Source organism: Acidobacteriota bacterium (assembly GCA_034211275.1).
GTDB lineage: Bacteria > Acidobacteriota > Thermoanaerobaculia > Multivoradales > JAHZIX01 > JAGQSE01.
Genome location: JAXHTF010000023.1, coordinates 1 through 20799 on the forward strand (window position 1 = coordinate 1; position 20799 = coordinate 20799).

Sequence of the window (20799 nt, forward strand, 5' to 3'; positions counted from 1 at the left end):
CCGCCCTGACCCAGGGGGGGCACCGAGTTCTATGCTTCGACGATCCCGCTGAGGCGGCGGGGGCCGCGGAACGCACGGCGGTGGATGCGGCGGTGCTGGACATCATGATGCCCGGCAAGAGCGGCTACGACCTGCTGGGTACCCTGCGGGCGGATCCCCGCACTCGCAACCTCCCGGTGCTTTTTCTGTCGTCGCTGGATTCCGCTCCGGAGCGGGTGCGGGGACTGCGGGAAGGAGCCGACGACTACCTGGGCAAGCCCTTCGATCCGGACGAGCTCAACCTGCGGCTGGATCGTCTCCTGGGACGCCGTCCCGTCACCACCGAGGAGGCGACGGCGAAGGGCGAGGAAGAGGAAGAAGCGACGGCGCCGTCGGTGGGGGATACCCTGGGCCGGTACCAGGTGTTGGAGGTCATCGGCGAGGGCTCCATGGGCACCGTCTTCCGAGGTTGGGATCCCCGGCTGCGGCGTACCGTCGCCCTCAAGACCGTGCGGCTGGACGTCACCCGCACCACCCTTTCGCGTAGCGAGCTGATCTCCCGGTTGCTCCACGAGGCGGTGATGGGAGCCCGCTTCAGCCATCCCAACATCGTCGCCGTATTCGACGTCGGCGATGCCCCCAACGCTGCCTTCATGGCGTTGGAGTTCGTGGAAGGCTGGAGCCTCGACGCCTATCTGCGGGAGTTTCAGCGGTTGCCCAGCCAGAGTGTCGCCCACGTCGGCGCCCAGGTCGCCGCCGCGCTGGCCGCCGCCCACGCTTGCAGCGTAGTGCACCACGACGTCAAGCCGGGGAATGTCATGCTGGGACCCAACGGCATGGTCAAAGTCACCGACTTCGGCCTCGCCAACTGGGTTTCGGAGCTGGTGCGGGAGAGCGGCCGGGTCTTCGGCACGCCGGGCTTCCTGGCCCCCGAGGCGTTGCGGGGTCAGGGCTACGATGAAGCTTCGGATCTCTTCGGCCTCGGCGCCATCCTCTATCGGGCTCTCACCGGTGTTCCCGCCTTCCCCGGCAAGACCATTTCGGAGATGGTGGCCACCACCCTCGGGGGCGAGGTGGTGTTGCCGTCGGAATATGCGGCGGACGTGGATCCGGAGCTGGAGATGATGATCATGGCGCTGCTGCAGCGCAACCGCGAGCTCCGCCCCCCCAGTGCCGACCAGGTGCGCCGGGAGCTGAATTCACTGATCACCACCGAGCCGCCGGATTGGACTCAGGGGATGAAGGGGGTCAGCTGGTCCAACGAGGAAGAGGGGGAGGAGATCTCCCTCAGCCACTCGACCCTGATTCGTACTGGCTAGGATTCGTACCGGCTAGCGGTCGCAGGGCGGCTGCTAGCTCTCGGCGTCGGGCTCCAGCGGTCGGATCAGCTCGAGCTCGCTCTCGGTGGGTTGGAAGATGCCCAGGCCGACGGTCCCCGGCCCCACGTGGGTACCGATCACCGGACCCATCTCGGAGACGATCATCTCTGCCACCCGGAAAGTTTCGAGGAAGATCTTCCGCAGGCGGTCGGCCCACACCGGCGCCTGGGAGTGGGCGATGGTCGCCATCACCGGCGCTCCGGCCTCCAGCTGCTCCTGAGCCAGCTCGAGGATGCGGCGGTGGGCGTTGCGGCCGCCCCGCACCTTGTCCAATGCCACCACCTCGCCGTCGGCGATGCCGAGGATAGGCTTGATGCCCAGCAGGCTACCCAGCAGGGCCCGGGCACGGCCGATGCGATTGCCCCGCACCAGGTACTCGAGGGTGTCGACGACGAAGAAGGAGTCGATGCGGTCGCGCATCTCCTGCAGCCGGCGGGCGATCTCCGGCGCCGGGAGCCCCCGTTCCGCCATGCGCGCGGCAAAGACCACCAGCATTCCCTGGGCCAGGGAGCTCTGACGGCTGTCCACCACTTCCAGCTGCACCGGCCGGCCGTCGTCGCGCTCCGACGGCTGCACCAACAACGCCTCGCCGGCGGCCTCCCGGGCGTGGACCACGGTCTGGGACAGCTTCTCCGAAATGTGCACCGTCACCACGTCCTTGCGCGGCAGCAGGCGCTGGAAGCAATCCTCGAAGGCCTTGCGCGGCGGTGGATTGGTGAACGGGTGCTCCGGGTTGGTGGCCAGCTGCTGGAAGAACTCGCCGGGACTCAGGTCGACGCCGTCGAGGTAGGCCTGCCGGCCGAAGGTGACGGTGAGAGGCACTACTTCCACCCCCAGGGAGTGGACCAGGTCTCGGGGTAGATCGCAGCAGGAATCGGTGACCACCGCCACTCCGGCTTCCGGCTCCAGGAGCTTGACCACCCCCAGGCTTTCGAGCTCCAGAACCTGTTCCATGAGCTGGCCGTCGGGGACTTTGGAGGAGTCCAGCAGCCGGCCCAGGGCGATGCCGTTGCGGGCCAGCTGGAGCACTTCCTGCTGGAGAGGGGTGAATTGATGGGAGAAGAGCTCCGGTCCCACCTCGACCTTCACCCGCATGCGCGGATCGGGCATCTCGCCCAACGAGTCCTCCAGGGCGAGGGCCATGAGGGCATCCAGGTCCTCCCGCCACTGGGTCGCCGGCACGCTCTCCGTCGGCCGCAGGCGGAAGGTGCCCTCGGCGGTGGTGACCAGCCTGCAGAAGGCCTTGAGCCCGTCGATCTCTCCGCTGCGGGCCGCCACCGGCTGGCCGCCGTCGACATAGATCTGGCCGTTGGGGAGCTCCAGGACGCCGCGGAAGGGATTGCGGCCCAGGGCCGGCAGTAGCTCGAAGAGTGGGCGGGTGGAGAGCTGGCCCAAGAGGCCGGTAACCTCTGCGTCGGTGACCAGGTCCAGATCTCGCCCCAGGAGCACCAGCAGCAAACGGTCGAGAAAGGCCTCCGGGGTCAGGCCCTCGGTGGCCAGGAAGGCGACCCGCCGGGGTACCCGGCCCTCCTCACTGGCTCGACCCAAGGCCACCACGGTCCGGCGGCGGGGAGCATCGGCACCGATGTAGGGGACGAGGTCGGGGTGCGCCAGATCTTCCACCGGCAGCACCACCACCTGCGGCTCCAGGGCCTGCAGATATTGGGCTCCCTGGGCGATGTCCCGGGCCGGGGCGACCTCGTAGCCGCGGCGGGTCAGACCCTGGGCGAGGGATTTGCGGCGTTGCGGGTCGAGGCCGATGAGAACGACGGCGGAAGCGCTCACGGCGGACCTTTGGGAGGAGCTTGCGGTGTGGGCAGAGGTTCGATGGCTCTCATCACGGCGTTTCCAGGTTTTGACCAAGGATGGCTGAGTTTCTCACATTGTTCCCGTGATGTATTGCCGGATTCCAAGCCACCCTGGGGGTGCCCCGCGGGGGTGGGTCAGATCAGGGAGAGAAGCTTGCTCAAAGACGTCGGTGCCTGGGACGACAGGCGCCAGCGCTCGCTGCCCCGGAGGCGCTCCCGGGCGCGGCGCAGGGTGTCCTCGGCGGTGGCCAGCAGCAGGCCGCTCTGGGAGCGCTCGGAGGAGTCGAGCCGCTGAATCAAATCGTCCGCCAGCTCCACCGCCGAAGAGTCGTCGACCCACAGCCCGACGGCGGTGCACAGGGCGAGGGTCGCGGCGGTACGCCCGAGGCTGGCTTGGGTGAGCAGCTGGGCGTGCACCGAGAGCTGACCGCCGGGGGTGCTCAAGGAGGCGGTGCCGCCGCGGCGCAGCTGCATCTGGCGGTGCAGCTTGCTCCAGGCCGCGTCCCCCAACTCCTCTCCCGCCGCTGCGACCAGTTCTTCCAGGCGAGTCCAGGCCTCTCCCTGGGCCAGCAGGAGCACGTGGACCTTCTCGCCTCCCCGGCCGCTGAGCCGTGCCGCCAACAGTAGCCGCCGGACCGCTGCGGCCATCTCGTCGGTGGGCTCGCCGGTGGTGGGGCTCGGTGCCGGCGCTCCGGCGGTGGTCACCAGCCCCTGCTCGAGGAGCCAAGCGACGGCCAGCTGGATCTTCTGGGGGGCCACCGCCAACCGTTCCTCGAGCTTGCTCAGGCTGGTGTCGGGATGATCCAGGATGCCCAGATAGGTCGCCGCCACCGGGATGCTCTCGAAGGTCTCCGGCAGCGGCGGTAGGGTTCCCGGCAGGGCGTGGAGGAGCTGGTGGGTACCGGGAACGAAGCGCTGCAGCTTGCGCAGCTCGTCCTGCAGGAAGGCGGACTCCATGAGCAGGCCGTTGATGGAGATCTCGACGCCGGCGGAGGTGTCCGCCACCTCGTCGCCGGCGGTGCGGAAGTTGAACCGTCCTCGGGCTTCGTGGGCCATGGCCAGGGCGGCCTCGCGGCCTACCAGATTGCCGAAGGCGGCGAGTTGTACGCCCCCCAGATGGAGTCGCAGGTAGGCAGGCTGGGGGAGGTCTTGGAGCTCCAGGTGCCCGCTGCGACGTCCGTGCTGGAGGGATTGGAGCAGCTCCCAGAAAGGATAGCTCTCCAGGTGTCCCTCCAGCTCCCGGGAGTCGACGGCTTCCACCAGCCGCCCCACTCGCAACACCAATTCGTCGGGGTCGAAGGGTTTGGCGACGAAGTCGGAGGCCCCCTGACGCAGCCCGTGGACCCGCTGGCGACTCTCGCTGGCGGAGGAGAGGAGGAGCACCGGCAGCCGAGCGGTGCGGCCGTTGGTGCGCAGCTGGCGTAGCACCTCGTAGCCCGAGACCCCGGGCATCAGGACGTCCAGCACCACCGCGTCCACGTCCTCTTCGGCAGCCAAGGCCACCACCTGGCTCGGTTGGGTGGTGGTTACCACCTGGTGCCCTGCGGTTTCCAGCGACGCTTCCACGAGCAGGACGATGTCGGGATCGTCATCGACGACTAGGATTCTGGCCAAGGGCTTCTCGAATGGTCTCGGTGATCTACTGGAAAGGAAAAAAGTACCACAGGTGATCAGATCTCCACGGTGCCCACCAGGCATTGGACCGAGTGACTCTCGAGGAAGGATTCGGTCTGGCGTGGGGGAGCGGTGCCCAGCTCGAGCTCCGGTGCGGCGCTGTCCAGGGCGAGGTGCCAGCCGGCGGAGATCTGTGGCAGCTGGAATCGGAGCCCCTGGTCCCCGGCGTGGAGCAGCAAGAGCAGGGCTCCGGTGCCGCCGGGCTCGCGCAGACACATGCCCAAGCTGCGCAGCTCACCGTCGTTCCATTCTTCATCGCCCATGGCTCGGCCCGAGGGATGGAACCAATGGGGCGCGGGCAGATCGCCGCCCTGGGGACGCCAGGCCCAACCCAGAGAGCGCCGCAGGCGGCTCGCCCGGCGGACGAAGGCGAGGAGGGGGGCCTCCTCCCGGCGCAGCTTCCAATCGAGCCAGGAAGTGGGATTGTCCTGGCAGTAGGCGTTGTTGTTGCCCCGCTGGCTGTGGCCCATCTCGTCGCCGTGGAAGAGCATGGGGACTCCTTGGGAGAACAGGGCGGTGGTGAGCAGGCTGCGGTGGAGTTTGCGCCGCAAGGACTGGATCACGGGATCATCGGTGGCGCCCTCGTGGCCCCAGTTGCGACTCAGGTTGTGGCCGTGACCGTCGCGATTGCCCTCGCCGTTGGCCTGGTTGTGCTTGCGCTCGTAGCTGACCACGTCGCGGGTGGTGAAGCCGTCGTGACAGGCGACGAAATGGATGTCGGCGTTGGGCCGGCGGTGGAAGATGTCGCGGCTGCCCGCCAGGCGGCTGGCGAGCTCCGGCACCCGGCCGGCGTCGCCGCGCCAGAAGGAGCGAACGGTGTCCCGCCAGCGGTCGTTCCACTCCCGGAAGGGGCTCGGAAAACCTCCCAGCCGGTAGCCTTCCGGCCCGATGTCCCAAGGCTCGGCGATCCACTTCACGGAGCTCAGCAGGGGGTCCCTTTGGATCTCCTGGAAGAGGGGGGCGTGGGGGTTGAAGACCGCGGGATCCCGCGCCAGCACCGGCGCCAGATCGAAGCGGAAGCCGTCGACGTGCATCTCGCGCACCCAGTAGCGCAGGCAGTCGAGCACCAGCTGGAGCGCCCGGGGCTTGCGGATGTCCAGGGTGTTGCCACAGCCGGAGTAATTGAGGTAGCGCTGCGGGTGGCCGTCCTGCAGCCGGTAGTAGGCGAGGTTGTCGAAACCCTTGAGGCTGAGGGTCGGTCCTCGGTGGTCACCCTCGGCGGTGTGGTTGAGGGCGATGTCGAGGATCACCTCCAGCCCCTCCCGGTGCAGCCTCCGGACCATGGTCTTGAACTCCCGCACCGGGTCGTCGAGGCTGGTGAACCGGCGATCCGGGGCGAAGAAGGCGAGGGTGTTGTAGCCCCAATAGTTGGCCAGGCCCATGCGGTGCAGGCGGTGCTCGGTGAGGGAGTGTTGTACCGGCAGCAGCTCGACGGCGGTGACCCCCAAGCTCAGCAGGTGCTCCAGCACCGGTTCCTGGGCCAGGCCCAAATAGGTGCCCCGCAGCGTTCTCGGGATCAGCGAATGCAGCTGCGTCATGCCCTTGACGTGGCATTCGTAGATCAGGGTCTCGGACCACGGATGGGCCGGAGGCCGGTCGTCGCCCCAGGCGAAGGAGGGGTCCACCACCATCGCCTTGGCCATGAAGGGGGAGCTGTCCCGACTCGAAGGCCGCTGGGGCTCCTGGGGCTGGTAGCCGTAGAGTTCGTCACTCCACACCACTTCCCCCGCCACCGACCGGGCGTAGGGATCGAGGAGCAGCTTGGCGGGATTGTGGCGCTGGCCGAAGCGCGGCTGGTATGGGCCGTGGACCCGGTAGCCATAGAGCTGTCCCGGTCCGTGACCGGGGAGATAGACCTGCCAGATACCGTCCTCCCGACGGCGGAGGGAGTGGCGCGCCGACTCCCGGCCTTGCGCGGGGTGGTCGAAAAGGCAGAGCTCCACGGCGGTGGCTTCTCCGGCGTAGACCGAAAAATGCACACCTCGGCCATCCCAGTGGGCACCGAGCTCACCGCTGGAGCTCTCCGCGGCGGTTGCTTCCAGGGGCGGTGACAGCTGGCTCACGGTAGCTGGCTCAAGAGGGCTGGCTCAATGAAGGGGCCGTCCTGGAACGAAGATCGTGCTGCATCATTTCCGGCTCCGAGGATATACCGAAGCAAGTCCAAGAGACACGAAGTGGGGAGACTTGTTGTCGCAGCCGGGGGCGCTCGGGGCCGGGCCTTCAGATTTGGAGCCTTCCGAGCCGGGCTCTTGGGCTGGCATTGATGGGTGTGCTGGCGGGCCTGCGCTGGCGGGCTGGCAATGCCGGGCTGGCAATGCCGGGCTTGCTCTGACGGGCCTCGGATCGGTATCCTGCTCTCGTGGTATCCACTTCAGCCTACCCATTCCCTGCCGGCGCGATGGGGCGGTCGCGGCGAGCCCGAGGCTCTTCTCGAGCTCGGTGGCGGAAGCATGGTGGACCCTGGAGGCTTGGCGGGCTCTTTCTCGCTCTCATGATCGGAGTCGGTCTCCCAGTGCTCGGTCAGGGGCTGCCGGAATCCAACGAGGATCTGGTCTACAGCCTGCGGATGGAAGCGCGCTACGAGCCGGAGACCCGCGAGCTCACCGGCCGTCAGCAGCTGACCTGGCGCAATACGTCCTCGGTGCCGATTCACGAGCTCCGCTTCCACCTCTATCTCAACGCCTTCGCCAACAACCGCAGCACCTTCATGCTGGAGAGCGGTGGCAAGCTGCGGCGTACGGAGTTCGACCGGGAGGGATGGGGGTGGATCGAAGTGCAGGCCCTGCGGCTGCCCGACGGCACCGATCTCAAGCCCTGGGAGCGCTTCCTGGCTCCCGACGACGGCAACCCGGAAGATCGCACCGTCGTCGCCTATCCCTTGCCCCGGCCCCTGGCTCCCGGTGCTTCGGTGGAGCTGGAGATCGAATTCAACGCCCGCATGCCCAGCGTCTTCGCGCGCACCGGTGCCCACGGCGACTACGTGTTGGGCGGCCAGTGGTTCCCCAAGATCGGTGTCTTCGAGGATGCCGGAGTGCGCGGTCGCCGACAGCCCGGATGGAACTGCCACCAATTCCACGCCCACAGCGAGTTCTACGCCGACTTCGGTGACTACGACGTCACCTTGGACCTGCCCGAGCGCTACCAGGGCAAGGTGGGCGCCACCGGCCGCTTGGTCGAGGAGAAGACCGCCGATGGGCGGTATCGGGTGCGCTTCCGCCAGGCCTGGGTGCACGACTTCGCCTGGGCGGCGGATCCGGATTTCGAAGTCTTCGAGGACGTTCTGGATCCCGCCGTGGACGTGCCCGAAGCCCTGCGCAGGAGCTTCGCCGAGAAGTTGGGCATGTCCCCCCAGCAGCTGGAGATTTCACCGGTGACCCTGCGCCTGCTGCTGCAGCCCTCCCACCGCGCCCAGGCAGCGGTGCACCTGGAGGCCGCCAAGCGCTCGCTGGTGGGGTTGGGGCTGCGCCTGGGGGCCTATCCCTACGAGACCCTCACGGTGGTGGATCCGGCCCACGGCGCGGAGGGCTCGGGGGGCATGGAGTACCCGACCCTGATCACCGCCGGCACCTCGGTGCTCTTCAACTACCCCTATCTGCAACGCTTGCCGGTCCCCGAGCTGGTAATCCTCCATGAGACCGCTCATCAATATTTCCAAGGTATGGCGGCGAGCAATGAGTTCGAGGAGAGCTGGCTCGACGAGGGCATCACTACCTACTACGAGATGGACGTGGGCCAAGACTTTCTCGTGCCCATCACCTTCTTGGGGCTGGACCTGGATCCCCGCATGGCACGGCGGCGAGCGGTGGCGCAAGGGGATTATCTGTCGCCGGTGAACACCCCGTCCTGGGAATTCGCCTCCAGCGGCCGCTACGGCGACGCCAGCTACGGGCGCCCCGGCATGACGCTCATGCACCTGCGCAATCTGCTAGGAGAAGAGACCTTCCACCGCGCTCTTCGGACCTACTTTCAGCGCTATCGATTCCGTCATCCCTCCACCGCCGATTTCGAGGCGACGGTGTCCCTGGTGGCGGAGCAGGACCTGGATTGGTTCTTTCGCCAGGCGCTGCGCTCTCCGGCGGTGCTGGACTACTCGGTGCGCCGGGTCCGGTCTCGACCCCTCAAGCCACCCCAGGGACAGTTTTGGCGCCCCGGCCCCGCGGGAGAGGAACGGCATACCATCGACGATTGGAACGAGACCTGGGCCCACGGTCAGGACCCGGATCAGCTCGACGAGCGATGGCTCTACGAGTCTCGGGTAGAGATCGTTCGGGAGGGCGATTTTCACCATCCGGTGGTGGTGGAGCTGGAGTTCGAGGATGGCGAGCTGCAGCATTACACCTGGAACGGCGAGGGGCGCTGGTGGCATCGAACGGTGCGCCGCCGCTCACCGCTGGTGGCTGCCCGAGTGGATCCCGACCACCACCTGGTGCTCGACAGCAACACCCTCAACAACGGCCTTTCCGTCGAGCCGGACCGGCGTCCGGCGACCAAGGTGGCGGCAACCTTCTTGTTTTGGGTACAGAGTCTGTTCCAGGCTCTGATGTGGGTGACCTGAGGTGCTGCTGAAAATGGAAGGGGTGGAGGCTCCCAGGAAGGCAGGCTCCCGGGGCTCCGGTGCTCGCAGGCTGGCGCCCTGGTGGTCCGGACTGCGGCAGGCCGTGGGGCGCCCGGGGCTGGTGCTCTCGGTCTACCTGGCTTCGGCGCTGCCGGCGCTTCTTTGGCTCTTGGTGCTGGCGCCGAGCCTGTTCGAAGGTTTGAACCGGCGCCCCGCGGCGTCGGGCGTGCTGGAAGGGGAGGCTCTCGCGGTCTGGTTCGAGCTGGTGCTCAGCGGTGAGCTCCATACCCGGCCGGCGATGCTTCTGCTGCCGCTGATGGCCTTGCTGGCGTTTGTCATCCAGCTGGCGGTGGCCGGCGGCGTGGTGCATTCTCTCCTGCACTCCACCGCCGCTCCACCGGCGACCTTCTGGGCTGCCATGGGCCGCTACCTGGTGCGTTTCCTGCGCTCCCTGTTGGTCTTCTCTCTGGCTCTGGCGGCGGTCTTGGCGCTGCCGGCGGCGGCGATTTGGCTCGGAGGAACGGTGGCGGACAGCACCGGGGACGGGCGCTGGTTCTATGGCCTGGCAGCGCTGGGGCTGGTGGTGGCCTACCCCTTCTTCGCCTGGATCGACCTGGCCTACGATCTGTCTCGCATCGCCGCCGTGCACCACGCCCACCGCTCCATGTTGCGGGGCTTTCTCCGCGGCTGCGCCTGGGTGCTCCGGCGTCCCTTGCGGCTCTTGCTCCTGCACCTGGCCTTCGTGCTCAGCCTGGTGATCGTGCAGGCCCTCTACGCCGCCGTGCGCATACCGTGGACCCCCAACTGCGTCTGGACCATCTCGCTGATGCTCTTGCTGCAGCAGATCGTGCTCTTCCTGCGGGCTGGCTTGCAGGTGGCGTTTTGGGCGGCGCTGGTACAAGCCTATCGCCGGAGTGGGGCTCCTTCTCTGGCCCGTCCCCGATCGGCCCCGAGACCGCCCCGTCGCAAGGTCCCAGAAGATCTGCGCAGCGGAGAGCACACGCCGAGCCAGGCCATTCCGACGGTTTCTTAGCGTTTCCGCGTTCTGAGCTTCATCGCTTCGAGAAGGAAACCTCCGGCCTGGCCTTGCGTACTTCGAAACGGCGTCCGCTGACGGCGCCGTCCTCACCCTTCGAGCCATGAAGCTTCGTACCCAGCTCCTCCTCGCCTTTCTGATCCTCGCCGTATTGCCCCTGGCGCTCCTGGTCTTGCTCTCCTATCGCTCTTCCCAGGATGCCTTCCGCCAGGCGGTGGAGGCGGAGGCGTTGGTGCTGGCAGATGAGATGGCCGAGCGTCTGGCGAGCTCCAAGCAGGATCTCAGCCGGACCGTCGAGCGCCTCGGAGTGCTGGCCCTTCAGCAATCGGCCTTCGATGCGGCGACGGGCCGCCCGCTGTCCGCCGTCGAGCTGCGGGAGCTGCGCGAGGAGCTGTTGGCGGAGCTGGGACCGGTGGCGCTGCCGCTGGTGGAGAAGCTGGAATTGATGATCGCCGCGCCGGCCGGCGAGGAGACGCTGGAGCTGGTGTGGCCGGAGGACGGACCGCGAGCTCCGGCGGCACCGGAGACTCCGGAAGTGATCACCGAGACGGAGGAGCTCGGCGCCGTGGAGAACCCCCCCGGCGAGCCCTCCGGCGTGCCGGAAGGAACGCGGGATTGGCTGCAGAAGGCCCTCGCGGCCGTGGGTTCGCAGCGGGAAGGCCCGCCGCAGGAAGTGATGCCCGGGCGGGCGCTGATGGCTCGGATCCCCGGTGAAGAGCTGGTGCAGGCGGTGCTGGCGCGGACGCCGCGGGATCGGGGAGAGGTACCCTTCGCCCGGGACCTCAACGGGCGTCTGTTTACCCAGCGACCGTCGGATCGCCAGCGTCTCGAGGCGGTGCCGGCGGAGGCCATGGAGCTGGGGGATGCAGACTCCCAAATGCGCGGCGCCGGCGGCTGGGTGGTGGCAGCCCGCCGGGATCCCAACACCGGCATCACCTTCGGCGTCGCGCGGCCGATCCAGGAGTCGGTGGAGCAGATGCGAGCCGCCGCCGTGCGCAATCTGGTGCTGGGCTTGGCCTTGTTGGGACTCGCCCTGCTGGGAATCCTGCCTCTCTCGGCCCATCTCACCCGGCCTCTCAGTGCCCTCAGCCTCGGTGCCGAGCGCATCGCCGCCGGCGATCTCCAAGTGCGGGTGCCGGTTTCCTCGGAGAACGAGATCGGCCAGCTGGCGCGTTCCTTCAACCGCATGGCCTACGAGCTCAGCGAGAATCAGCGACAGCTCCTGGAGCAGGAACGGGAGCGCCAGGAGCAGGAGCTCCAGCGTCAGCTCTTGGAGGTGGAGAACGCGCGCAAGAGCCGGGAGCTGGAGGAGGCGCGGCGCTTTCAGCTGGCTCTGCTGCCCCGGCAGGTACCGCAGCCGCCGGGGATGTCGCTGGCGGTCTACACTCGCACTGCCACCGAGGTGGGGGGCGACTACTACGACTTCGTGGACGCCGAGGGCGGTGGCCTCATCGCCGCCATCGGTGACGCCACCGGTCACGGTGCCCGCGCCGGTACGCTGGTGGCGGTGATCAAAAGCCTCTTCGCCACCCGCGCCCCGGACTCCGAGCTGCCGGACTTCCTGCACCAGGGCTCCCGCACCATCAAGGGCATGGGGCTGGAGCGCATGGCCATGGCGTTGGCGGTGGTCCGCATCGACGGGCCGAAGCTGGAGATTTCGTCTGCCGGCATGCCACCGGCGCTGATCTACCGCTGCCGCCACCGCGAGGTGGAAGAGGTGGAGCTTCCGGGCATGCCCCTGGGAGGTCTGCTGGGCTTTCCCTACCGCAGCCACACCACCGAGCTGCACCCCGGCGACACCCTGCTGCTGATGACCGACGGGTTTCCGGAGCTGCTCAGCCCCGAGGAGCAGGTCTTCGGGTACCAGCGGGTGCGCGCGGTCTTCTCCGGGGCCGCCGAGCTGGCGCCGGAGGAGATCATCGCGGAGCTCGCCCACGCCGCCGACGGCTGGCGCAACCGCCGCGCCCTCGCCGACGACATGACCTTCGTGGTCATGCAGGCGCAGACTGCTTGAGCAATCCTTCGATTCTGCAAAGACTTCGATTCCTCGCTATCATTCTCTCGGCCGTTAGGTCTTATTTCTCCCGATCCGCCGGTGCCCATGGTGGGTGGTGGGGGAGTCGGGTGATGTTTCTTCAAGGAGGACTCGATGAGTAGATGGAGCGTGTTGATGATGTCGGCCTTGGCTTGGGTCTGGATCTTTGCTCCGGTGGAGGCCGCGCCGGGATTGGAGCAGGTCGTCCCCGCTGAGACCTGTGCGAACAGTGCAGACGCCGCCAGCTGGAGCGGTGATTCTTGGACCGGTGCAGACCTGCCGACGACCCCCGAGCCGCAGCCGCTGGTGTGTCCGCAGGGATTCTGCACCTCCGACCAGCAATGCCGCTCGGCCTGTCCCTCGGCGCAGACGGCGACCTGCGTCAGCGACTTCTGCCACTACACCTACTCCGGCGGTGGCGGCGGCGGTGGTGGAGGAGGGGGAGGTCCCATCTGTCCCACCTCCATCTGCGCCCATGACCTGCACTGCTGGAACGCCTGTCCTCAGGCCAACGGCGTGGCTTGCGTCAACGACATCTGTCAGTACTGGTAGATTTCACCGCCCTCGAACCGGTCCTTGGTTTCTCGGTCACCTCTTCGTCCGGAAAGCCAAGGGCCGGAAGTCTCTCCAGACCATGGCCTTGTGCCATGGCAAACCAATCCTCTCGCACGGTTCTGTCTGCTTCTCTCTCCTAATAGAGCACTCCCCACCGCCCGCTTCGCCAACCGAGGAAGCTGGACAGCGGGTGAGAAATATGCTCTATTAGCATGGACTAATCCGAAAGGGCGAAGCTTCTCCCCCCACCAGTTTTGGGAGCGGAAGGCTTCTGAGCAGACGAACATGAGCTGGAGAGGAGTGGGGCCGATGGCATACCGTGAGAGTCGAGAATTCGCGCGTCGCAGAGCGAGGATCGAGCGGAGTCAGGGGGGGCGGATAGCTGGCCGGAGCCGGCCCGAGGCCGAGCCCTGGGGGACCGACGAAACGGCTCGGCCCCCGCTTCGGATCGGACGCTTCCTGGCTTGCGCCCTGGCCTTGCTCGCGGGCTGGCTCCTTGCGCCGGTGGCCTTCGCCGGGAGCGTCGAAGGCCGGGTGACGGACGCTCTCACCGGTGAGCCTCTGGCCGGCGCCGTGGTGCGCCTCTCCGGCAGCGGCAATCCGGGGATCAGCGACGCCGACGGCTTCTACACGATCTCCGACGTTCCCGCGGGAGATTTCTACTACATCTATATCGACCAGCCGCCGGAAGGCTACGTGGGGGAGGTCTATTTCGGTGGACCGTGCTTCGGGCCCAAGGCCACCGAGGCTTGCGCCATCGGCCTGGGAGGGCCGGTGGAGGTGCCGGAGGTGGGCGTCACCTCCGGCATCAACTTCGCGCTCGATCCTGACGCGGTGATCAGCGGTACGGTGCTCGATCTGGGTGGTTCGACAGCGGTGACCGGGGAGGTGACCCTCTACAGCTTCTCCCAGGACTTTGGAGAGGTCTACCGCATTCGCTCCGTAGTCGCCGAGGCGGATGGCTCCTACAGCTTTTCCGGCTTGCCGGCGGGATTCACCTTCTATGTCGTGGTGGAGGCGGACGGTTTCGTCGACCAAGTCTGGGACGACATCCCCTGCCTGGTGGAGTGTGTCGTCGAGTCCGGAACGGCCATCGTCCCCGCTTTGGACGAAGACGTGGCCGGCATCGACTTCAACCTCGTTCCGGAAAGCGCCGTCGGTGGTCTGGTCGAGGCGGAGGGCACCGGGGAGCCGATTCCGAATGTGGTGATCTGGCTTCACGACTCGGAGGGAACTTTCCTCGACGCGACATCTACCGGGGCCGACGGCCGCTACCGATTCTTCGGATTGCCCCAGGGCACCTACTACCTGCGGACCTTCGCCAACTTCTTCTGGGCCGATGAGCTCTACGGCGGTCAATTCTGTCCCCAGGCCGACGGCACCTGCGACGTCACCGAGGGCGTTCCCATCCTCCTCACGGCTCCGGGCTCGGTGGTGGAGAATATCGATTTGGCGCTCGCCGAAGGCGGCCGCATCACCGGCACCGTGCGAAGCGCCGGTGGCCGTACTTTGAGCGCCGTGATCGACGCCTGGAGCGGCGCGGGCGAGCGAGTGCGCATCACCGGCAGCGGCGAGGACGGCCGCTACGAGATCTCCGGCCTCGCCCCCGGCGACTACTTTGTCACCACCCGCCTGGTGCCCGGCTACAAGCCGCAGCTCTATGACGAGCTCCCCTGCGGCGATCTCCCGGAGCCGGATTGCGACGTCACCGCCGGTACGCCGGTCTCGGTGACGTTGGGAGAGGCCACGGCGAACATCGACTTCGCTCTCGAGCGCCAAGGCTTCTGCCAGCCCAGCGCCACCGTCCTCTGTCTCAACAGCGGCCGCTTCGCCGTCGAAGCCCGCTGGACCACCCGCGAGGGGGAAACTGGTCCGGGCGTCGCCGTGAACCTGCCCCAAGCAGACGACTCCGGCTATTTCTGGTTCTTCGAAGAGGACAACGCGGAAGTCCTGGTGAAGGTGCTGGACGGCTGCGGCACCAGCTTCAACTCCTTCTGGGTCTTCGCCGCCGGCCTCACCAACGTCGAGGTCGTCCTCACCGTCACCGACACCGTCTCGACTCAACAGCGAACCTACACCAACCCCCTCCGCACCCCCTTCCAGCCGATCCAGGACACCCGGGCGTTCATGACTTGCCCGTAGTCTGAATCGTCACCTTCTGACCTCTCCTTAGCGGCCGGCGAGAGCTTCTTGGCTCCCGCCGGCCGTTCTGTCGTTTGTCGACATTCCTCCTCTGCGATGCGGATGGGGCTGAAGTGTTGACCTGACAAATCTCTGAATTCCGCTTCTATAAGAAAAGACGGTAACGCTATCAGTGTTCGTTCGAAGCTAGGCCGCACCGTCACACCTCGCTCCCGGACCCCGGCGGCGATGGCGTGCCACAACCAATATTTGAAGGAGGAGTCATGACCAGATTCTTGATTTCGACGGTCGCCTGTATCGTCGCCGCCCTTTGCTCGATCTCGGCGCTGTCGGCGGAGCAAACCGAAGACGTTCCCTTTGAGCCCGGGGTGCGCGACAAGGCGGTGCTGCAATTCCCCGCGGTAGGCGAGATTCAGCAGTCGCTCCAGGACACGGGGCTGGTGGAGGACTTCGCTACCGTCGAGGTGCGCTGCTCCGCGCCGGAATGGAAGAAGCTCTCGGCAGTACAGTCCCAGCTGCAATTCGGCTCGCTCATGGGCGAGCTCGCCTTCGCGGCGATCCGCCAACACAATCCCACCACTGCCCGATGCTTGGAGGCGTTGCTAGCTGGATCGAAGGCCCTCGGTGTGCCCGAAGACAGCAAATCTCGGCAGGCTCTGCAGGAGGTTCTGGGCAAGGTCAAGACGGGCACCATCTCGGCAGCGCAGTTGCTCAAGGTCCTGGACAGCCTGCGCGAGCAGGGACTGCGAGACCTGGCCGACGAACTCGACGAGGAAGGCATGACCGTGGTGACCGCCGCAGCCTGGTTGCGCGGCGGCATCGTGACGGCGCAGCAGGTTGAGACAGAGGACCAGGCGACGGCTCTGGCCCAACTGCTAGCCCAACCGGATCTGGTGCAACGCATCGAGGCCTCGCTGGCCGATGCCACCGGCGCTGAGGAATCTGACGCCAGGTACCGGCGCATTGCCTCTCAACTCCTCGAGCTGGCCCACGCCGAGGATCCGGGGCGGGAGGAGCTCGAAAAGTTTACCGCGCTGGCTGAACAGCTGTTCTCGTGACCAGCTCACAACCGGCCGCTCCCGCAGCCCGCACCACTCATATCCGCCGCCTCACCATCCGCCAACGCCTACCTGGAAAGGAAGAGCTCATGAATCGTCCGTGGACCCTCCGCATCGCTCTCATCGCCATCGCTTGCTGCATGCTGTCTCTGATCACGGTTCCCGCCGAGGCGAGCCAGGACGAAGCGGTGAGCAAGGCCGCTCTCGTCTTCCTCACCCACCTGGCCCCCAAGGGCTACACCGAGATTCGCAACGAGGATGCGGACGTGCTGTCCCAGGGGCAGCGCATGACCTACACGGTCACTCTCTATCGCAATGTCACCTACGCCCTCTTTGCTGCCGGCTGCAGCAACATCCGGGATCTGGACATCTTTCTCTACGACGAGAACGGCAATCTGGTCGCTCGGGACACTCTACGGGACAACTATCCCATCGTCACCATCACGCCCCGTTGGACTGGCACCTTCCGCCTGCAGATCCGGAACTACCGGGGGGGCAGGGGCTGGTTCCACGTCGGCATCGCCTACTGATCGGCGTCGGGGTCGATGAGCATGCAAGGTCTCCAGGATCTCCTCTCCGGTGTCGAGCTCGATGCCGGAGAGATTCTCACCGCTGAGGAGGCGCGCACCGCCGTCGCCGCGGTATGTCTGATGGCACTGTGTGACGAGGTACTCACCGCCGAAGAAAAGAAGAGTATTCGTCACGAGCTGGGCCGCCGTTGGGGGATTGGTATCAGTGCCGGTGCATTGGATCGTATGGTCAGCGAGCTGGTCGCTGCGCCGCGTCCGGAGGTCTTGGGAGCGGCCCTGGATGCCTTGGAGCGATGGCCCGACGCCCACAAGCAGCCACTCATCGAAGTCCTGGTGGCGGTGGTGGCCAGCGACGACAATCTTTCGCTGGCGGAGTATCGGCTGCTGCGCAGAATGGCCGATGTCCTCGGTGAAAGTCTGGACGATCTCTCACGCTATGGCATTGATCCCCGGGCCGCGGAAGCTTCGGAGGTCATCGCGAAGATTCCTCTGGAGGAGGGCAGAAAGATCCTCCTGGGCCGATCCGCGGAGGCCCAGATACGCCTGCCGCGGGCACCCATCGACGGTGTGCAAGCGTCCCTCGAGTTACGGGACGGGCGCCTGTCGATCCGGGATCTCGGCTCGGAGCCCTTGCTGACTCGCGGTACCGAGGTGCTGGCGCAGCACGAGGTCCTCGATTCCGGCGACGAGGTCGGCGTTGGACGCTATGTCCTGCGTTTCGAGAGTGAGCCTTCGCGGATAGTGGTGCGGCAGCGGGGGGCCACCATCAAGTTGGAGGTTCGCGACCTGAGCTTCTCCGTGCCTTATCGGGGCACTCGCCGGTCGATCTTCCGCGGCCTGAGCTTCTGGGCTCACGCCGGCACCATGGTGGCGGTCATCGGACCCTCGGGGTGTGGCAAGTCTTCTCTGCTCAACGCCCTGGCGGGTATCAGCCGCACCGACGGGGGGGCCATGACCCTGGACGGTGTGGCCATCGAGCCGGGACTGGGGGCGGTGACCCGGCGCATTTCCTTCGTGCCCCAAGACGACCTGCTCTTCGCCGGCCTGACGGTAGAGGAGTCCATCTCCATGACCGCTCAGCTCAAAGGATTGCAACGCTCCAGCGGCGACCTGGAGGGGTTGACCAGCGAGATCATGGAGCGCCTGGGGCTGAATCAGGAAGAAGTCCGGGAGAGCCGCATCGGCGACGCCGTGCGCCGTGGGATCAGCGGCGGCCAGCGCAAGCGGGTCAGCGTCGCCCAGGAGCTGGTGGGGGATGACACCGACGTGGTGTTGTTGGACGAGCCCACCAGCGGCCTCGACCCGCGCACCGAGGCCGGGGTAATGCTGATGCTCCGGGAGATCGCCGATAGCGGCAAGATTGTTGTCTGCACTACCCACGGCGTGCTCGGCGGTCTGACTCACTTCGACAAGGTGCTCTGCCTCAGCGCCAACGGTGAGCCGGCTTATTTCGGCCGTCCCTCCGGATTGCTTCACCACTTCGGCATCGCCTCCATGGGAGAGCTCTACCAATGCCTCGAGGAGGGGCTCGACGGTAGCCCGCTCGTGTCGCCCGGGGGATCTCCGGGGCCAGGGCTGAAGGGCGAGGCGGATGGGGAAGAGAAGGTGCCCCCGAAGGGGGGCAAGCCCTTGGGGCTGATCTCTCAATTACCCGTCCTCGCTCGGCGTCAGTGGATGATCCGCACCCGAGATACTCCGGGGTTGGTGCTCGCCTTGGCCTTGCCTCTGGCGGTCATCCTCATCCTCAAGGCCTTCTACCTTCCCGGCTGTCTGGAGCCTAGCGGCCTGTTCATTCTCGGGCTCGCCTGCGTCTGGGCCGGCATCTCCTTCACCATCCGGGATCTCATCGCCGATTTTGCGGTCATTCGCCACGAGACCCGATTCCGCACCAGCCTGTTCTCCACCTATGGCAGCAAGGTCTTCATCGCGGCCCTGGCCAGCGCTCTCCAGGCTCTGCTCCTGGTGGCCATCCTCTTCCCAGTCCTGGGCGTGGGGGATATCCATCAATATGGTGATTGGGTGGGGTCGGAGTACGGGGGCATTCTCCGCGCGATCAACCTCATGAGCCCGATGCACGTCTTCTTCCTGCTCTTTGCTGCCTACGTCTTCGGTAACGCCCTGGGGCTCTTTCTCTCCTCCTTCTTTAACACTGCGGCGGCGGCGATCTTCATGATCCCGCTGGTCCTGCTGCCTTCCATCGTTGCCGGCGGCATCTTGGTCGCCCCCAAGGATCTGCCCCAATGGTCCCAGCCGCTGCTCCGGGTCAACCCTCTCTACTGGACCTACACGGGGCTGTTGGCCAGCTCGGCTAGCATCTGCCATGCCAAGCCAGACGACGTGATTCCTCCGGTGCCTGCAGACGGGGTCGGGGCCGAGCTGCGAACGGTGCAGCCCCCGGAAGACTCCTTCGCTTCGGCCTATGTCGTTCCGGAGCAAGCCTTCGTCTACAACTCCTACCAACCGGTGGATGAGTGGTATGAGGAGATCGGCCTGGAGGGACCGCTAGAAGCGGTGCCGCCGGAGGAGCGAGCTTTGCCCATTCGACGCATTTGGAGCGCGCATTTCCGAACTGCAGTGGCGGCCCTGGGAGGTTTGGCCCTGATTCTCCACGCCGGGGCGCTGCTACTCCTGCGCCGACGAGTCCGCCGTACTGTCTAGACGGGGAAGGGACCTTGGGCGCCGACGATAGCCAACGGGGCGAGAGCCTCTTGCACCGCCTACGCTTTCTCGCTGTGGTGACCCTACCGGTGGTGGCGCTGGTCTCCGGGATCCTATGGTTCCAGCTACAGCGCGGCCGCGGTGATGCAGTGCTCCTGGCCTCGGGGCCGAAGGGCGGTACCTACCGGCCGCTGGGGGAGGCGATGGGGTCGGTCCTCGCCGACAAGCTCGGCTCGATCCCCGTCTCGGTAGAGAAGACCTCCGGCAGCACCGAGAATATGCAATTGCTGACCGATGCCGCAGGGAGGGGTAAGCCCTCGGTGAACTTTGCCTTCGTCCAGAATGACAGCTCGGGAAAGGCAGAGGTCCGCACCGTCGCGAAGCTCTACCAGGAAGTCCTGCAGATCGTGGTGCGCCGGGATGCAGGTATCTCCTCGGTGGAGGAACTGCGCGGCCTAAGGGTCAATTTCGGTAGTCCTACGAGCGGAGCCCGGCGGACGATGGCGCGTCTCTTGAACCACCTCGAGATGAGCTTCACGGATTGTCGTGCCTCATTTCACGGGAATGAAGCAGCGGCGGTCGCCTTCGAGAACGGCGAGTTGGACGCGGCGGTCTTCCTCGCCGGGCTGAAGACGCCGATGGTCCAGCGGCTGCTCGAAGGGCAGCGGGCGACCCTCTTGTCCCTGGGGCAGCCCGGTGTCGCCGGCTCTTCTCTGGAGGGTGTGATCTTCGCTCTGCCGGGGATGGAGCCGGCGGTGGTGCCTGCCCAGACCTACGGCTCCTATCCACAGGAGGCGGTGGGGACGGTGTCGGTGGACGCTCTGCTGGTGACTCGGGAGGATGTTCCCCACCATCTGGTGCGCCGGGTGGTGGAGCAGCTCTTCGCGAACAAATTTGCCCTCATGGAGAAGCATCCCGCCGCCGCCGAGATGAGCGAGATCCAGGGGTCCCGCGGGCTGCGCTTTCCCCTGCACGCCGGCGCCGCGAGCTTTTACCACCGCAACGACCCTCCGTTGCTGGTCACCTACGCCGAGCCACTGAGCCTTGCCCTGACCCTCGTCTTGAGCCTGGGATCGGGGCTCTTGGCTCTCCGGGAGTGGGCCCGACGGGTGAAGAAGAATCGCATCGACGTCTATTACATCGAGGTCGACGCGGTAGCCCAGGGTCTCGCCCACGAGAGTCCGGAGGAGGAGCTGCGGGAAGTGAGGCGCAAGCTCTTCGGACTGCGCAAGCGAGCCTTCCACGATCTGGTGGCAGAGCGACTGAACGCGGACCAGAGCTTCTCCATCTTCCAAGCCTTCCTCGACACCCAACTCTTCGAGATCGACCGGCGGTTGAACCGTATACGTTCCGGCTAATTCTGCTGCCTCCACGCTTGTCCTTGCGCCTT

The 20799-nt window shown here is 66.5% G+C and carries 13 protein-coding genes; 10 read left to right on the plus strand and 3 right to left on the minus strand.

Annotated features, from left to right (window positions below):
• The coding region (locus SX243_06155; GenBank protein MDY7092542.1) for a protein kinase at nt 1-1298 on the plus strand (1298 nt) is incomplete at its 5' end.
• Nucleotides 1299-1331: 33 nt separating this feature from the next.
• On the opposite strand, the gene SX243_06160 is transcribed toward SX243_06155, so the two are convergent.
• From SX243_06160 to glgX, 3 genes are all read right to left on the minus strand, one after another.
• A complete protein-coding gene (locus tag SX243_06160; protein MDY7092543.1) occupies nt 1332-3143 on the minus strand; it encodes a DegV family protein in 1812 nt (603 codons plus the stop codon).
• 158 nt (nt 3144-3301) lie between these two features.
• Complete coding sequence (locus tag SX243_06165; GenBank protein ID MDY7092544.1) at nt 3302-4780, minus strand: response regulator; 1479 nt, start codon at nt 4778-4780, stop codon at nt 3302-3304.
• A 56-nt stretch (nt 4781-4836) separates the two neighbouring features.
• Nucleotides 4837-6903, minus strand: a complete 2067-nt coding sequence (gene glgX / locus SX243_06170; protein MDY7092545.1) for a glycogen debranching protein GlgX — start codon at nt 6901-6903, stop codon at nt 4837-4839.
• 449 nt (nt 6904-7352) lie between these two features.
• Between glgX and SX243_06175 the strand changes: the two genes are divergently transcribed.
• The 9 genes from SX243_06175 to SX243_06215 all read left to right on the plus strand — a co-directional run bounded on the left by SX243_06175 (nt 7353) and on the right by SX243_06215 (nt 20767).
• Nucleotides 7353-9395, plus strand: coding sequence for a M1 family metallopeptidase (locus SX243_06175; GenBank protein MDY7092546.1), 2043 nt, complete (start codon nt 7353-7355; stop codon nt 9393-9395).
• Between the two features lies 1 nt (nt 9396).
• On the plus strand, nt 9397-10428 hold the full coding sequence (locus tag SX243_06180) for a hypothetical protein (GenBank protein ID MDY7092547.1): 1032 nt from the start codon (nt 9397-9399) through the stop codon (nt 10426-10428).
• A 106-nt stretch (nt 10429-10534) separates the two neighbouring features.
• Entirely contained in the window at nt 10535-12445 is a 1911-nt protein-coding gene (locus SX243_06185) for a SpoIIE family protein phosphatase (protein ID MDY7092548.1), read from the plus strand.
• A gap of 135 nt (nt 12446-12580) precedes the next feature.
• Nucleotides 12581-13018 (plus strand): hypothetical protein, encoded by a 438-nt coding sequence (locus SX243_06190; protein ID MDY7092549.1) that lies wholly within the window; start codon nt 12581-12583, stop codon nt 13016-13018.
• Nucleotides 13019-13498: 480 nt separating this feature from the next.
• Nucleotides 13499-15163, plus strand: coding sequence for a carboxypeptidase regulatory-like domain-containing protein (locus SX243_06195; protein MDY7092550.1), 1665 nt, complete (start codon nt 13499-13501; stop codon nt 15161-15163).
• Between the two features lie 263 nt (nt 15164-15426).
• Nucleotides 15427-16221, plus strand: a complete 795-nt coding sequence (locus SX243_06200) for a hypothetical protein (GenBank protein MDY7092551.1) — start codon at nt 15427-15429, stop codon at nt 16219-16221.
• A gap of 89 nt (nt 16222-16310) precedes the next feature.
• Nucleotides 16311-16751 (plus strand): hypothetical protein, encoded by a 441-nt coding sequence (locus SX243_06205; GenBank protein MDY7092552.1) that lies wholly within the window; start codon nt 16311-16313, stop codon nt 16749-16751.
• Nucleotides 16752-16766: 15 nt separating this feature from the next.
• Nucleotides 16767-19409: an ATP-binding cassette domain-containing protein gene (locus tag SX243_06210; protein MDY7092553.1), complete on the plus strand. Its 2643-nt coding sequence runs from the start codon at nt 16767-16769 to the stop codon at nt 19407-19409.
• Nucleotides 19410-19459: 50 nt separating this feature from the next.
• The gene (locus SX243_06215) at nt 19460-20767 is read left to right on the plus strand and encodes a TAXI family TRAP transporter solute-binding subunit (protein MDY7092554.1); all 1308 of its coding nucleotides are present in this window, start codon (nt 19460-19462) and stop codon (nt 20765-20767) included.
• Nucleotides 20768-20799: the final 32 nt, after the last annotated feature.

Coding starts and splice junctions, on each gene's coding strand:
- SX243_06190 (MDY7092549.1), top strand. CDS start 12,581: ATGAGTAGATGGAGCGTGTTGATGATGTCGGCCTTGGCTTGGGTCTGG.
- SX243_06200 (MDY7092551.1), top strand. CDS start 15,427: ATGACCAGATTCTTGATTTCGACGGTCGCCTGTATCGTCGCCGCCCTT.
- SX243_06205 (MDY7092552.1), top strand. CDS start 16,311: ATGAATCGTCCGTGGACCCTCCGCATCGCTCTCATCGCCATCGCTTGC.
- SX243_06210 (MDY7092553.1), top strand. CDS start 16,767: ATGAGCATGCAAGGTCTCCAGGATCTCCTCTCCGGTGTCGAGCTCGAT.
- SX243_06185 (MDY7092548.1), top strand. CDS start 10,535: ATGAAGCTTCGTACCCAGCTCCTCCTCGCCTTTCTGATCCTCGCCGTA.